Annotated in this window: 12 protein-coding genes and 1 pseudogene; 5 read left to right on the plus strand and 8 right to left on the minus strand. The window is 66.2% G+C overall.

Translation table 11 applies throughout. The features are described 5' to 3' along the window. Positions 1-36 precede the first annotated feature (36 nt). From wbpZ to rmd, 8 genes and pseudogenes are all read right to left on the minus strand, one after another. On the minus strand, positions 37-1182 hold the full coding sequence (wbpZ, locus tag LE197_RS27860; RefSeq protein WP_010792440.1) for a D-rhamnosyltransferase WbpZ: 1146 nt from the start codon (positions 1180-1182) through the stop codon (positions 37-39). Continuing rightward, positions 1183-2310, minus strand: a complete 1128-nt coding sequence (locus tag LE197_RS27865; protein WP_003102573.1) for a glycosyltransferase family 4 protein — start codon at positions 2308-2310, stop codon at positions 1183-1185. It abuts the gene before it with no gap. After that, the gene (locus tag LE197_RS27870; protein ID WP_019372311.1) at positions 2294-3676 is read right to left on the minus strand and encodes a glycosyltransferase family 4 protein; all 1383 of its coding nucleotides are present in this window, start codon (positions 3674-3676) and stop codon (positions 2294-2296) included. Before LE197_RS27870 ends, LE197_RS27865 begins: the two co-directional genes overlap by 17 nt. Continuing rightward, positions 3673-4938 (minus strand): ABC transporter ATP-binding protein, encoded by a 1266-nt coding sequence (locus tag LE197_RS27875; RefSeq protein WP_003096884.1) that lies wholly within the window; start codon positions 4936-4938, stop codon positions 3673-3675. The genes LE197_RS27870 and LE197_RS27875 overlap by 4 nt, the downstream gene beginning before the upstream one ends. Beyond that, a complete protein-coding gene (locus LE197_RS27880; protein ID WP_003096887.1) occupies positions 4938-5735 on the minus strand; it encodes an ABC transporter permease in 798 nt (265 codons plus the stop codon). The genes LE197_RS27875 and LE197_RS27880 overlap by 1 nt, the downstream gene beginning before the upstream one ends. Further along, entirely contained in the window at positions 5735-7174 is a 1440-nt protein-coding gene (locus tag LE197_RS27885; RefSeq protein ID WP_003114106.1) for a mannose-1-phosphate guanylyltransferase/mannose-6-phosphate isomerase, read from the minus strand. Before LE197_RS27885 ends, LE197_RS27880 begins: the two co-directional genes overlap by 1 nt. 3 nt (positions 7175-7177) lie before the next feature. Continuing rightward, a pseudogene (locus tag LE197_RS27890) lies at positions 7178-8144 on the minus strand (GDP-mannose 4,6-dehydratase). Next, a complete protein-coding gene (gene rmd, locus LE197_RS27895; protein ID WP_003114107.1) occupies positions 8141-9055 on the minus strand; it encodes a GDP-6-deoxy-D-mannose reductase in 915 nt (304 codons plus the stop codon). The pseudogene LE197_RS27890 and the gene rmd overlap by 4 nt, the downstream one beginning before the upstream one ends. A 407-nt stretch (positions 9056-9462) precedes the next feature. Between rmd and LE197_RS27900 the strand changes: the two genes are divergently transcribed. The 5 genes from LE197_RS27900 to LE197_RS27920 are packed head-to-tail and all read left to right on the plus strand — an operon-like array spanning position 9463 to position 15215. Next, positions 9463-11091: a glycosyltransferase gene (locus LE197_RS27900; protein WP_003114108.1), complete on the plus strand. Its 1629-nt coding sequence runs from the start codon at positions 9463-9465 to the stop codon at positions 11089-11091. Further along, the gene (locus tag LE197_RS27905) at positions 11085-12386 is read left to right on the plus strand and encodes a glycosyltransferase (protein WP_003161107.1); all 1302 of its coding nucleotides are present in this window, start codon (positions 11085-11087) and stop codon (positions 12384-12386) included. The genes LE197_RS27900 and LE197_RS27905 overlap by 7 nt, the downstream gene beginning before the upstream one ends. After that, positions 12383-13246 carry a class I SAM-dependent methyltransferase gene (locus LE197_RS27910; protein ID WP_003114110.1) on the plus strand — a complete coding sequence of 288 codons (864 nt, stop codon included), beginning with the start codon at positions 12383-12385 and terminating at the stop codon, positions 13244-13246. The genes LE197_RS27905 and LE197_RS27910 overlap by 4 nt, the downstream gene beginning before the upstream one ends. Further along, positions 13243-14385 carry an acyltransferase family protein gene (locus tag LE197_RS27915; RefSeq protein ID WP_057386914.1) on the plus strand — a complete coding sequence of 381 codons (1143 nt, stop codon included), beginning with the start codon at positions 13243-13245 and terminating at the stop codon, positions 14383-14385. The genes LE197_RS27910 and LE197_RS27915 overlap by 4 nt, the downstream gene beginning before the upstream one ends. Then, positions 14379-15215 (plus strand): class I SAM-dependent methyltransferase, encoded by an 837-nt coding sequence (locus tag LE197_RS27920; protein ID WP_003096902.1) that lies wholly within the window; start codon positions 14379-14381, stop codon positions 15213-15215. The genes LE197_RS27915 and LE197_RS27920 overlap by 7 nt, the downstream gene beginning before the upstream one ends. Positions 15216-15304: the final 89 nt, after the last annotated feature.

Here is a 15304-nt window from a genome sequence, read left to right on the forward strand (position 1 = left end):
GTTCGGCCCAGCCTGAACTGTACCGTAGGCCGCTCCTTACCGAGCGGCCTTCACGTATCTGGAAGAAGCCTTTTCCTCCAGCAGTTCACGGTACAGCTCGCTCCAGCGACGCCCCATCTCTTCGGCGGTGAACAGTTGCCGATAGCGGGCCTCCGCGTTCCTGCCCATTTCCTCCGCCTGCTGCGGATGCTCCCAGAGCCAGCGCATCGCTTGGCGAAACGCGGCCGGCTGGCTGGGCGGCACGACCAGGCCGGTCTCGCCATGGATATTGATGTAGCTGGTGCCGGTGCCGATCTCGCTGGAGATCATCGGCTTGCCGTACATCGCGCCCTCCAGCAGGGAGATACCGAACGCCTCGGAACGCAAGTGTGACGGAAAGACCATGGCGTAGCTGAGTTGCAGCAGGGCGACCTTGTCCTCGTCGTCCACTCGGCCGAGGAAGTGCACGTTGCGCAACCCCAGCGCCGCGGCCTGGGCATACAGCTCGGCCTGCAACGGCCCGGCACCGACGATCACCACCGGGTAATCGGTGCCCTGCAACGCATCCAGCAGGATATGCAGGCCCTTGTAGTAGCGCATCACCCCGACGAACAGGAAGAACCGCGGCCCGAGTTTCTCTCGCCAGTGCTCCAGACGCTGTGCCGCAGGCTTCGGGTAGCAGGCCTTGTCCAGGCCGTAGGTGATCACCCGGGTCTTTTCCCGGTACTGGCGGAGCACGTCGCTGGTGCTGAAGTAGTTGGGCGACGCCACCGCGATCCGATCGACGCTATGAAGGAAGCGCCCCATCAGCGGCCGGTACAGTTTCAACAGGACGCGCTGGCGGATGATGTCCGAATGGTAGGTGACCACGCTCGGCTTGTTCATACCGGTGAGGAAATGCACCAGGTCCATGAACGGCCAGGGGAAGTGGTAGTTGACCACGTCCGCCTCCGCCGCCAGCTCGCGGAACTGCTTGAACACGCTCAGGGAAAACCCGGTGGAAGCGAGCTGCAGGTCGAGCCTGGCGCGATGCACCACATGTCCGCCGAAGGGCACGACAGGCGGATGCGGGTCGCTGCTCAGGGTCAGGACGTGGTTGTCGATCCCCCACGACCCGCTGCTCTCGCAAAGCTGGAAGATCACCTGTTCGATCCCGCCTACCGTTTCGCTCAGGTAGGTCTTGTAGAAGTGCAGTACCCGCATTCAGCCCTCCACGGCACGACGATAGGCTGCAGCGGTGAGATTCGCGCAACGCTTCCAGGAAAACTGCTCCGCCCGTCGCAGGCCGGCTTCCCGGCAGCACTCCCAGTAGACGGTATCCTCGGTCATGCGGACCAGCATGTCAGATAGCCCATTGGCATCATCCGGGTCAATATAGCTGCCCGCCTCGCCGGCCACCTCCGGCATTGCGGAGAGTCGCGTGAGCAATACCGGCGTGCCGCTGGCCATGGCTTCCAGCACAGGCAGGCCGAAGCCTTCGTAGATCGAGGGGAAGACCAGCGCCCGAGCGCCCGACATCAACTCGGCGACCCGCTCGTCCGGCAGGTAGCCGAGCAGCCGCACCGTTCCCGAAGCCAGCGCCTGGCGCAGTTCGTCGTCGAGCGAGCGACTTTCCCATCCCGGCATGCCGACGATCATCAGCGGAAAACGCTGGCGGACCGCCGCCGGCAGTTGCCCATGGGCGCGCAGGGCCAGCGACAGGTTCTTGCGCGGTTCGAGGGTTCCTACGCAGAGGAAATACCCGCGCGGCACCAGGCCATGCGCGCGCAAGGGCTCGCGCAGGGACTCCCGGTCCCGCGGACGGAACCGCGCGGCATGGCCGAGGGGCGCCACCACGAAGCGCTCGCGCGGCAGGCCGAAATACGCCTGCGCCTCGTCGGCGATCGCCTGCGAGTCGGTCAGGATCAACCGCGCCTTTTCCATCCCGCGCGCCAGCCGGCGTTCTATTTCGCGCAAGCGGGCGGCGGGTTGCGTCGCCGGATAATGCAGGTGGGTCAGGTCGTGCAGGGTCATCAGCATCGGCCCGTCGAAGTCCAGCGGCCAGAGACTGGGCTCATGGTAGAGATCGACCGGCGGCCGACCGCTATCGAAACGCCGCTGCTCCAGCCAGCGTCGTGCCCGGTAGGCTCCGGGCAGGTTGCGCAGCCAGGGCGACAGACGCGAATAGCCGGGCAGCGCCGCCGCCGGCAGGTCGCCGCTCCAGCCCCAGCCATGGAACAGGGAAAACTCGAAGTCCGCGTGCGCCTGCAACGCGCCCAGCAACTCGACCAGGTAATGCCCGATGCCGGTCCGCGGCGCCTGGAGAATCCGCGCGTTAACCGCAATCCGCATGTACTGCCTCGCCATGCGCCGGGGCCTTGCCGAGGGCGAGCAGGATCCGCGCGATCAGTTGTCGACTCGCTTCGTGCCAGCCGATCCAGCGCCATTCGCCGACCGGTCGCTCGGCCGGGAACTCGCCCGTGGCTTCGAAGCGGGTGACCAGGCTCGCCAGGGTCTGCGGATCGGCGAGGTCGAAGTAGGCCATGAATTCGCCGCCGATCTCGCGGAACACCGGGATGTCGCTGCCCATCGCCGGCAGGCCGCGCTGCATGGCCTCCACCAGCGGCAGGCCGAAACCTTCCACATAGGACGGGAAGACCAGCGATGCGGCATGGGAGTATGCGTACTCCAGGCTCTTGTCGGAGAGGTCGTTGAACATGAACAGGCGCTTGTTCAGTTCCGGATGCTGCCGCACCCGTTCCACCAGCGCCTCGCACTTCCAGCCGATGCGTCCGGCGATGCACAACCGCACCTGCGAACCCTGGGCCCAGGCGCGCTCGAAGGCATCCAGCAGGTAACCGTGGTTCTTCCGCGGCTCGATGGTGCTGACCATCAGGAATACCGGCGCCTTGGCCTTGAACATGCGCAGCAGATCGGGCTCGACGGAGGCGCCGTCCTCGACCAGGTCCAGCTCCGAACCCAGGTGGAAATAATCGAACCAGCGTTGCGCGACCTTCTCCGGGCCGATGCGCCGCAGCATCTCCGCGCGCACTTCGTCGCGGATGGTCTCGGAAATCGCGACGTAGCCGTCGGCGGTGGCCGCGATCCAGTCGAACCAGTGGTTGAACACCTTGACCAGGCCGGCATCGCAGAATTGCGGATGGGTCAGGGGAATCAGGTCGTAGATCACCGAGACGATGCCCACGCCCTCGCTCTTGAGGCGTTCCGCCAGCGGGAAGAAATCGGCGTGCCAGGAGGAGTCCAGCAAGACCAGTTGGTCGCCGGCCCGATGTTCGAGCGGGGTCGCGCGCACGGGTGCAGGCTGCTGCTTGCCGAGGATGCGGTCGAGCAGGCGCAGCGGAATGCTGAGGAAGGCGAAGGCGAACAAGCGGCAGGCTACATAGAGAAGGCGCCGGGCCCACGGCGAGGAACGGAACGGGCGGCGCTTTTCCAGGGTGCGCTGGCCCAGCCAGAAGTAGTTGGCGGCTCGCTCCACCAGGATGCGCAGGCGTACCAGCGGCGAATGCGGCCGCGGGTCCAGCGGCGCCAGGCTGTGGACCTGATACAGGGTGCCGTCGAGCATTGCCACCGGGATGCACTCCACCGTCTCGTCGGCTTCCGGCAACTCGCGGATGACGTTGCGCACCACCCGCTGAATACCGGAATTGACCTTGGGATGCTCGAACACATAGGTGCATTCGACCAACAGACGCGTCATGGAGTGCTCTCCGCGGAAGTGGGGTCCAGAGCCGCCTCGCCGGAGCGGCTGATATGGGTTTCGGCGCCCAGCCAGGAGCAACCGACGAAGTCTTCCTGGCGGTTGTTGATGACATGGAAGACCAGGCCGTAGTCGCGCCATTCGAAGTTGCGGTCCAGGTGCGAGTCCAGCCGCGACAGGCTCAGTGCCACCGAGTAGTGCCCCTTGCCCAGGCGCATGTCGAAGGCGAAGCGGTAGGTGATGCGCTCGCCGGCCTTCAGGTCGGTGAGGGCCTTGTCCAGGCGGTGGGTATTGATCCCGTACATCGGCTGGCCGAGGCGGTCCTTGATCATGAAGCCGAGGATCAGCCGCTCGATGTCCTGGCGAACCTCGACCTCGACTTCCAGCGTCACCGCCTGGCCTACCTCGACCACCTCCAGCGCGCGCTGCCGCTGGTCGACCATCCGTACGTCGAGGATCGCTGCCTCGCCGGTGCCGGAAATCGTCCGCACCTGGCCGTCGGCGAGCATTTCCTGGCGCACGGTCTGCCCCTCGCGCTCGGCGAGCAGGGCGTTGTAGTAGTCCATCACTTCTTCCGGCCGCCCGCGCATGGCCATCCGTCCCTGCTCCAGGAGGATCGCGGAGTCGCAGATGGACTGGATCGCCGAGCGGTCGTGGGAAACGATCAGCAGGGTGGTGCCGGCCTTGCGGAAACTGCGGATGCGCTCGAAGCTCTTGTGCTGGAAATAGGCATCGCCGACCGACAGGGCCTCGTCGACGATCAGGATGTCCGGCCGCCGGGCAGTCGCCACGCTGAACGCCAGGCGCATCTGCATGCCGCTGGAGTATGTGCGCACCGGTTGCTCGATGGCCTCGCCGATTTCGGCGAAGGCCTCGATATCCGGCATCAGCGCCTGGATTTCCTCGACCTGCATGCCCAGCAGTTGCCCGGCCATGAAGACGTTCTGCCGGCCGGTGAAGTCCGGGTGGAAGCCCATGCCCAGCTCGAGCAGCGCGGCGACCCGGCCGGCCACGCGGATCTCGCCGCAGGTCGGCTGGGTGGTGCCGGCGATCATCTTCAGCAGGGTGCTCTTGCCGGCGCCGTTGACCCCGACGATGCCGACCGCTTCGCCCGGCTCGATGGTGAACTCGACCTCGCGCAGGATCCAGTGCAGGTGGTGGCGCGGAGGGCTGAAAGGCACCAGCCATTCGAACAACCGGCTCCAGCGATTGGGATACTGCTTGTAGGCCTTGCCGAGGCCGGATACGCGTATCTGTCCCATCAGAGTTCATCCACCATTTCGCCGACCCGCTGGCGGAACAGACGCAGGCCGAGCGCGCACAGCAGCAGCGCCAGCAGGGTGATCGGCAGCAATGAAGGCCAGTCCGGCCATTGCCCGTGGAGGAACAGCTGCTGGTAGCTGCGCATCAGCGCGGTCATCGGGTTGAGTTCGATCAGCGAGCGGATACCCTCGGGCAGGATGCCGATCGGATAGACGATCGGCGTCAGCCAGAACCAGAACTGCAGGCAGATGCCGAACAACTGGCCGACGTCGCGGAAGAACACGTTGAGCACCCCGAGGATCATCCCCAGTCCCGCCGCGAACAGCACCTGGATCGCCAGCAGCGGCACCAGCGCGAGCAATGCCGCGCCCGGCAGGCGCCCGCTGAGGGCGAGAAAGCCGAGGAACAAGGCGAGGATGATGGCGAAATTGACCCCGGCGTTGAGCAGTACGATGACCGGCAGGCAGATGCGCGGGAAGCTGATCTTCTTCAGCAGGTTGGCGTTCTCGATGAACATGCTCTGGCTGCGCGAGGTGATTTCCGCGAACAGGCCCCAGGTCAGCAGGCCGGCGCAGAGATAGACGCTGTAGGCCAGGCCGTCGTCGACCCCCGGCAGGCGCGCGCGCATCACCTGGGAGAAGATCACCGTGTAGACGACGATCATCGACAGCGGATTGAGCACCGTCCACAACGCGCCGAACAGCGACCCGCGGTAGCGCGACTGGAACTCGCGCTTGACGCTGCCGAGAACGAAGCCACGATAGCCCCACAAGGAACGAGACAAGCCAAGAAGCATCAGACCACCCTGCCGTACTGGTCCTCGAAGCGGACGATGTCGTCCTCTCCCAGGTATTCGCCGCTCTGCACCTCGATCATCACCAGGTCGATGACCCCCGGGTTTTCCAGGCGATGCCGGTGGCCCGCGGGAATGTAGGTCGACTCGTTGCTGTTGACCAGCCGCGCGCCATCGCCATTGGTGACCCTGGCCATGCCTTGCACCACGATCCAGTGCTCGCTGCGGTGATGGTGCATCTGCAGCGACAAGCGCTCTCCCGGCCTGACCACGATTCGCTTGATCTTGAAGCGCGGCCCCTCCTCGAGGACGGTATAGCTGCCCCAGGGACGGTTGACGGTCCGATGCAGCCGATAGGCCTCGTGCCGCTCGTCCTTCAGCCGCTGCACCACCCTGCGCACCTCCTGGACCCGGTCGGCGCGGGCGATCAGCAGCGCATCGGAAGTATCCACCACGACCAGGTCGTCGACCCCGACCGTGGCGACCAGGCGCCCGTCGCTCTGCACGAAGGTGTTACGGGTGTCGACGAACAGGGTGTCGCCGCTGCCGCGATTGCCCTCTGCGTCCGCGTCGAGCAGCGCGCTCATCGCGCCCCAGGAACCGATATCGCTCCAGTCGAAGGCCGCCGGCACCACGGCGACCCGCGCGGAGCGCTCCATCAGCGCATAGTCGATGGAAATGTCCGGCAGCGCGGCGAAGGCTTCGCCCGCCAGCTCATGCTGGATGCCATCGGCCATCTTCACCGCCGCACTGGCGGCCAGGCAGGCCCTGGCCTGCTCCAGCAGGGCCGGGGCATGCTGCGCCAGCTCGTCGACCAGGGTCGAGGCCGTGAAACAGAACATCCCGGAGTTCCACAGGAAACCGCCACTTTCCACGTAGCGACGGGCGGTTTCCTCATCGGGTTTCTCGACGAAGCGGCGCACCTTGGCCGCCCCCTGCTCGTCCAGCCGGTCGCCCAGCTCGATATAGCCGAAACCGGTTTCCGCTGCGTCCGGCACCACGCCGAAGGTAACCAGGTGCCCGGCGACGGCGAGACGCGCGGCATGCCCTACCGCCTCGCGGAAGGCCTCCTCGTTGCGGATCAGGTGATCCGCCGGCATCACCACCAGTACCGCCGCGTCGCCATGTTCGGCTTGCAGCGCCAGGGCGGCGACGGCAATCGCCGGAGCGGTGTTGCGCCCGGTCGGCTCGAGGATGAAATGTCCCCGGTGCCGCCCCAGGCGGGCCGCGTGGAACTGGTCCTTGCTCTGGAAGTAATGCTCGCGGTTGGTCACCGTGACGATTTCGCCATGCCCGGCCAGGAGCCCGGCGGCACGTCGGTAGGTCTTGCCCAGCAGGGTCTGGCCATCGGGCAGGCGCATGAACGGCTTCGGCTGTCCTTCACGCGACACCGGCCAAAGGCGGGTACCGGCGCCGCCGGAAAGCACCACGGGAATCAGCATGGCTTACTCCCGGGAAACGCGTCGCAGGTCCGCCTCGACCATCATCCGGATCAGCTCGTCCAGGCTGGTCCTGGGCTTCCAGCCGAGCACACGCTGGGCCTTGGCCGGATTACCCAGCAGCACGTCGACCTCGGCGGGCCGGAAGAACGCCGGGTCGATCTTGAGGAAGTCGCGGTAGTCCAGGCCCACATGCTCGAAAGCGATCTGGCACATGTCGCGCACGGTGGTAGTGACACCGGTGGCCACCACGTAGTCGTCGGCCTTGTCCTGCTGCAACATCAGCCACATGGCTTCGACGTAGTCCCCGGCAAAGCCCCAGTCGCGCTTGGCGTCGACGTTGCCCAGGCGCAATTCCTGCTGCTTGCCGAGCTTGATGCGGGCCACCGCGTCGGTAACCTTGCGCGTGACGAACTCGATGCCGCGCAGCGGCGATTCGTGGTTGAACAGGATGCCGCTGGAGGCGTGCAGGCCGAAGCTCTCGCGATAGTTGACGGTGATCCAGTGGCCATAGAGCTTGGCCACGCCGTAGGGGCTGCGCGGGTAGAACGGCGTGTTCTCGTCCTGGCGCTCGGCCTGGATCAGGCCGAACATCTCGCTGGTGGAAGCCTGGTAGAAGCGCGTTTCCGGGCTGAACTGGCGGATCGCCTCGAGCAGGTGGGTCACGCCCAGGCCGTCGACGACGCCGGTGGTCACCGGCTGGTTCCAGGAGGCCCCGACGAAGCTCTGTCAGGTTGTAGACCTCCTGCGGCTGCGCCTTGATCACCGCGCGCTGCACCGAACAGGCATCGGCCATGTCGCCGTCCTCGTACTGGATATCGCCTTCGATCCCCAGTTCGCGCAGGCGCCAGCGCGTGTCGCTGCTGCGCCGCGCCACCAGGCCGTGGACCCGGTAGCCCTTCTCCAGCAGCAGCTTGGCCAGGTACGCTCCGTCCTGACCGGTGATCCCAGTTACCAGTGCACTTCTTGTCATTCTTCTCGTACCCGTGACTCCCAGTCGGACAGGATCGCCCGCAGGGACTGTTTTATGGTTATTTCAGGCTTCCAGCCCGTGGTGTCGTGCAGTCGCGCATGGCTGCCGCGAACCCGCCGCTGTTCCGCCCGGCGCATCCTGGCAGGGTCCTGAACGATTTCCAGCTCGACCTGGGCGATGTCCGCCAGCAGTTCGATCAGCTCGCGAATCTTCTGCTCCTGCCCGGAACAGACGTTATAGACGGCGCCCGCCTCGCCGTGGGAGAGCAGGCGCAGATAGGCTGACAGCACGTCCTGGACATCGAGGAAATCACGGCTGACGTCGATGTCCCCCACTTCCAGCCGATTGGCCTGCAAGCCCTGCTTCATCCGGGCGATCTGCCGCGCGGCGCTGGCAATCACGAAGCTGTCCTTCTGCCCCGGCCCGATATGGTTGAACGGTCGCGCCACCAGCACCCGCCAGCCTTCGGTGATACCCCACTGCAGGCACAGCGACTCGGCCGCCAGCTTGCTGACCGCATAGGGATTGCGCGGGTGGGGGATCAGTTCCTCGTGGATCGGCAACGCCGCCTCGGCCACCTGGCCGTAGACGTCGCCGGAGCTGATGTACAGGAAGGTACCGGAGAAGCCCCGCGCCTTAAGTGCCTGGAGCAGGTTGAGGGTGCCAAGGAGGTTGATCTGCAGGGTCCGCGCAGGATCGCGGAAGGCCTCCGGCACGTAGGTTTGCCCGGCCAGGTGGATGACCGCATCCGGCAGCTCCGGCCAGAGGTCGCCCAGCGAATCCGGCTCCAGCAGGTCGTAACGATGCGGTACGGGAAGGAGCGCCCACGGCGTGTGGGCCGCTGCCAGATAAGCTTGAAGATGCTTGCCTACGAAACCGGAGAGCCCGGTGACGAACAGACGCTGAGTCAAGGAAGCGGGCCTTTTATCTGATGCTACGCTCGGCGACGCTCTTCCTAGGAATACGACGTTCCAGAGGTCATGCCGGATAGCGTGTTGTTCTGATTATCGCGCTCCAATCTGTGCCAAGAATGCGCCGATTTCAACCGCTTATTCGTGACCGGTAGGTTCTCATTCGAACGGCATGACGTTTTCTCCGTCAGCCTTCACGTTTTTGCGAAAGGTATGTTTAGAATGCCTCTCGATTTCGTGCTTGACTGCCTCCTGTTCTATTGATCGAACAGGTCGCGGTCGCGATAACAGAACAAGAACACGATGGGTCGACCAGTCCGCCGGGAAGGCTTCCGGACAACGAAGCAGCGCCTGGCCTCGCTCATCACCACCAAGCTGTCGAACGGGCAGTTTCATCACGAGATGCCATGAATTTCATCCTTTACTCGGATATCAACGAGCGCTCGATCGGCCACAACCTCGGTCGCCCCGAATACAGCTACTACTTCGTCCTCAAGGCCTACCGGCCAATCCTCGAATCGCTGGGACAGGTCCACCTGGTACAGAGCACGGACGAAGTCGACCCGCTCTACCGGCAACTGCATGAACAGGGCGAAGACTGCCTGTTCCTCTCCTTCACCCCGCCGCACAAGGCGGCGCGGGGCCTGCAATGCCCGATGCTGTGCGTGGTCGCCTGGGAGTTCGAGACGATTCCCGACGTGGCGTGGGACGGCGATCCGGCGCAGGACTGGAGCCAGGTCCTGGCCGGCCATGGCGCAGCCATCACCCTCTCCGAGCAGACTGCCCGCGCGGTTCGCCGGGTGCTGGGCGAAGATTTTCCGGTACTGGCGCTGCCGACGCCGATCTGGGAGGACTTCGCCGCGATCCGCCAGCAAGGCGAACGGAATCCGGTCAAGTCCGGCGAGACCCTGCAACTCAAGGGCTGCGTCATCGACAGCCGCCTGCTGGGCCTTTCCGCCGACGGCCTCATCGCACCGATCAGGGAAGAGACCGAGGACGAGATCCTCGAGGTCCTCCCCGAGACGCCCGCCGAGCCCGAGCCCGAACCGGTCCCTGAGCCAGAACCAGAGCCAGAGCCGGTTCCTCTCGACTGGAGGCGCCGACTGGTCATCAGCAAGCACTACCTGCTGCTGTGGTACCGGGAAGCCGTCAGCGACCTGGTACCCATACCGGTACGCCGCTGGCTGTTCCGTCACCTGCGCCGGCCGCTGCCGCCCCCGCCAACGGCGCTGGAAACGCTGCCGGAGCCATTGCCCCAGGCCATCGAGCCGATGCCGCCCGCCGAGCCCGAGCATCCGCCGGCGCTGTTGCCGGCCGTCGACCAGCACCAGCAGGTCGTCGTGGACGGGGTGGTCTACGTCTCGGTGTTCAATCCGCTGGACGGGCGCAAGAACTGGCATCAGCTGATCACCGCCTTCTGCTGGGCATTCCGCGACACCAGCGATGCCACGCTGGTGCTGAAGATGACCCAGAGCGACCTGACGACCTACCACGTCGAACTGCTCACCCTGCTTTCCCAACTGTCGCCATTCGCCTGCCGGGTCATCGCCCTGCACGGCTATCTCGATGCCGCGGAGTACGCCCGCCTGTACGGAGCCGCCAGCTACTACGTGAACGCCTCGCGCTGCGAGGGCCTGTGCCTGCCGCTGATGGAATTCATGTCCTGCGGCACCCCGGCGATCGCTCCGGACCATTCGGCGATGGCCGACTACATGGACGCCCAGGTGGGCTTCGTGGTCCGCTCCAGCCAGGAGCCCGCGGCCTGGCCGCAGGATTCGCGCCGGTTGTACAGCACCCGGCGCTACCGGCCGAGCTGGGAGTCCCTGAAGGAGGCCTACCTGGAGAGCTACCGGGTAGCCCGGGAACAGCCGGAGCGCTATCGGCAACTGTCCGCCGCGGCCAACCAACGCATGCGCGGCTACTGCGCCGGCGACGTGGTCCGCCAGCGCCTGGAACCCTTCCTTTCCGCCCGCAAGGCAACCCCTGCGCCCGGCGTCGAACTGGCGGCCACCGCCACAGGCAACGTTCCATGCTGATCATCATCCACTCCGAGACCAACAAGACCACCATCCGGCAGAACCTCGGGCGCCCGGAGTACAGCTATTACTTCGTCCTCAAGGAATTCCGTCCGCTGCTGGAAGAGATCGGCCAGGTGGTCGAAGTCAGCGATCCCGACGAACTGGTGGACCGCCTCTACCACGACTGCCGCAAGCGCGGCGAACCCTGTGTCTTCCTCTCCTTCTCGCCGCCCCATCGCACGCCGATCCACCATGCCTGCCCGACCATCCCGGTGTTCGCCTGGGAGTTCAGCACCCTCCCCAGCGAAACCTGGCACGGCGAACCGCGCCACGACTGGCGACATGTGCTGCGCCACAGCGGACGGGCCATCACCCACTCCAGCTTCACGGTCGACGTGGTGCGCGCCGCCATGGGTCGCGACTACCCGGTACTGAGCGTGCCGGCGCCGGTCTGGGATCGCTTCGCCAACCGCGCCTCGCAGCAGGCGGGCCGTCCCGAAGCCCGGGATGTGCGCCTGCGCCTGGACGGCCTGCTGGTGGACAGCCGCCAGCTGGACCTGGCCGTCCATGCCGACCCCGAGCCGTCGGCGGAGGTCCTGGCCCTGCCGGACCGCGCGGCGAAACAGGTCGAGCTGAGCCTCGACGGGGTCATCTACACCTCGGTGTTCAACCCCTACGACGGGCGCAAGAACTGGCAGGACATGATCAGCGCGTTCTGCGCCACCTTCCGCGACGAGCCCGACGCCACCCTGGTGCTGAAACTGACCCACCACAACGTCGGCGAAGCGCTGGCCGACATGCTTCACCACCTGTACAAGAACCAGTCCTACCGCTGCCGCATCGTGCTGATCCACGGCTACCTCGCCGACCCGGACTACGAGCGGCTGGTCGAGGCCACCAGCTACGTGGTGAACACCTCCTACGGCGAAGGCCAATGCCTGCCGCTGATGGAATTCATGTCCAGCGGCAAGCCGGCCGTGGCTCCGCGCAATACCGCGATGATCGACTACATCGACGCCGACAACGCCTTCATCGTCGACTCCTCGGAAGAAGCCACCGCCTGGCCCCACGACCCGCGCGCGGCCTACCGCACGCTGCGCTACATCACCGACTGGGAGTCGCTGTGCCGGGCCTACCGGGCCAGTTTCGAGGTCGCTCGCCAGGAGCCGGAGCGCTACGCACGCATGTCCGCGCATGCCAGCGCCAGCCTCGAACGCTTCTGCAGCCGCAAGCTGGCCGTGGAGCGCCTGCGTCGCTTCCTCGACGAAGCGGCACAAGGCGACCCCTCCGCCTTGCAAAGCATCCCGGCATGATCCGCGCCCTGCTCCAACGCTGGCGTTCCCGTCCCGCTGCGGCGAGCGAACCGGTGTCGCCACGCATGTGCGGTCTGCGCGATGCGGTGCTGGATGGCTGGTTCCGCAGCGAAACCGGCGAACTGCTCGCCGGCTTCGCCATCGGCGCCCAGGACACCCTGCTCGATCTCGGCTGCGGCGAAGGCGTCGCCACCCTCTTCGCCGCCCGCCAGGGCGCTTCGGTGATCTTCACCGACAGCGAGGAGGACAAGGTGCGGAGCCTGGCGCAGCAGGTCGAGGCGGTGGCCCGGCGGCCCTTCACCGGCCTGGTCAGCGACAGCGACCCGCTGCCGCTGCGCGACGCCTGCGCCGACAAGCTGGTGTGCATGGAAGTGCTCGAACACGTGGCCAACCCAGCGCGGGTGATGGCCGAACTCGTGCGTCTCGGCCGCCCTGGCGCGCAGTACCTGCTGAGCGTGCCGGACCCGGTCGGCGAACACCTGCAGCAGGGCATCGCCCCGGCCGACTACTTCCGGGCGCCCAACCACATCCACATCTTTTCCCGTGACGACTTCGCGCGCCTGGTGCAGGACGCCGGGCTGGTCATCGAGCACCGCCAGGCCAGCGGCTTCTTCTGGGTGATGGGCATGATCTTCTTCTGGGCCAGCGAACGGGCCGCCGGCCGTGAGCTCGGCGGCGCCGTCCGCGACCGTATCCAGCCGCCCTACCCGGCGCTGATGGAAGACTGGGCACGGCTCTGGGAAAACCTCCTGGCCCGTCCCGACGGCCTGGAGATCAAGCACCTGCTCGACCATTTCATGCCCAAGAGCCAGGTGATCATCGCGCGCAAGCCGCTCGACCCCGGATCGTCGCGGACATGAGCGGCAAACGCATCCTCGACATCGAACTGTTGCGCGGGCTGGCCGTGCTCGGCGTGGTATTCCACCATCTGCACGGCAACCTGTTCAGCGGCTCCCCGGCACTGCTGGACGGCATCAACCAGCGCGTCCAGTTCTGGTGGGGCGTGGACCTGTTCTTCGCCATCTCCGGCTTCGTCATCGCCCGCACCCTCATCCCGCAACTGCGCGAGGCGCCCACACGCCAGGCATTCTGGGAACAGGCGCGGTACTTCTGGATCCGCCGCGCCTTCCGCCTGCTGCCCTCGGCCTGGCTGTGGCTGGCGCTGATCCTGGCCTGTTGCCTGCTGCTGAACCGCTCCGGAGCCTTCGGCAGCCTGTCGGCCAACCTCGCGGCGAGCCTCGCCGGTTTCCTCCAGGTCGCCAACTTCCGCTTCGCCGACAGTTTCTACCGCTACGAATACGGTGCCAGCTTCGTCTACTGGAGCCTTTCCCTGGAGGAACAGTTCTACCTCCTGCTGCCGCTGCTGATCCTCTGCCTGCGTCGCTACCTGGGCTGGGCCCTCCTGGCGCTGGTGCTGGTCCAGTTCTTCAGCCTGCGCACGCCGCTGCTGATGGTATTGCGCACCGACGCCCTGGCCATCGGCGTACTGCTCGCCTTCGCCGCCCTGCAGCCTGGCTATGCCCGCTGGAACCCCACCCTGCTGGGCCGCGCCTGGAGCGGGCCGTTGCTGCTGGCCGCCGTGGCCGCGGCCCTGGGCGTGCTGGCCAGCGAAGCGTACAGCCTGGTCACCGTGCGGATCGGCGCCATCGCGCTATTGTGCGGACTGCTGGTGTGGATAGCCTCCTACGACCGCGACTACCTGCTCTCCAACGGGCCGCTGAAGCGCTTGCTGGTCTGGGTCGGCGCGCGCTCCTATGCGATCTACCTGATCCACATCCCGGCGTTCTATCTCAGTCGCGAACTCTGCTTCCGCCTGGGCTGGGACGCCGGCGAGCGGCCCCTGTCGCTGCTCGCCATCAGCCTGGTCCTGATCGTCGTACTCAGCGAGCTCAACTACCGCTTCGTCGAGAGCCCCTGCCGCGACCTGGGCTCCCGCCTGGTCAAGCGCCTGAGCGCCGCCCGCCGCGTCGCCACCACTTCCGGAGCCACCTCATGCTGAACTTCCTCAAGAAGATCGTCTCGCCGCCCAGCCCCGCCACCGAGCCCGTCGCCGCGCCACCCGCACCCGCGCCGGTCGACCCGTACATGCTCGGGTTGCGCGACGCGGTGCTCAGCGGCTGGTTCAACCAGGAGACCGACGAGCTGTTCAGCGGCTTTCCGATTTCCGCCGAGGACACCGTGCTCGACGTGGGGTGCGGCGACGGCGGCAACGTTCATTTCTGCGCCATGCGCGGCGCTCGCATCATCATCGCCGACATCGACGCGGAAAAGATCGCCAGGACCCGCGAGCGCCTGGCCGATACCCCGGCCCGCGAACTGGAATGCCTGGTCAGCGACTGCGACCCGTTGCCCCTGGCTGACGCCACGGCCACCCGGGTGGTCTCCACCGAGGTCATCGAGCACGTCGACGATCCGCGGCAGTTCCTCGCCGAGCTGGTGCGGGTCGGCCAGCCCGGCGCACTCTATCTGCTCAGCGTGCCGCATCCCACGTCGGAAGACCTGCAGAAGGACTTCGCCGCCGACGAATACTTCCGCAAACCCAACCACATCCGCGTGCTCGGCGAGGAGCAGTTCGCCGCACTGGTGCGCGAAGCCGGGCTGGAAATCCTCAGCCACAGCCGCTACGGCTTCTACTGGTCGCTGTGGATGCTGCTGTTCTGGGAGGCCAAGGTCGATTTCGGCAATCCCGACCATCCCCTCCTCGAACACTGGGCCAGGACCTGGCAGGCGCTGCTCGACTCGCCGCGCGGCCCGGCCATCAAGCAGGCCCTGGACGCCGTGGTCGCCAAGAGCCAGGTGATCATCGCGCGCAAGCCCGCCCAGGCGTAGAACCACCGGAACAGTTCCGCTACAGCCGGGCGGAACAGTTGCCGGGGCCACCGAACTGTTCCGTCCAACTCCCGCGTGGTTGCCCCTGA

It is taken from the genome of Pseudomonas sp. PS1(2021) (assembly GCF_020405165.1).
Classification (GTDB): Bacteria; Pseudomonadota; Gammaproteobacteria; order Pseudomonadales; family Pseudomonadaceae; genus Pseudomonas; species Pseudomonas aeruginosa.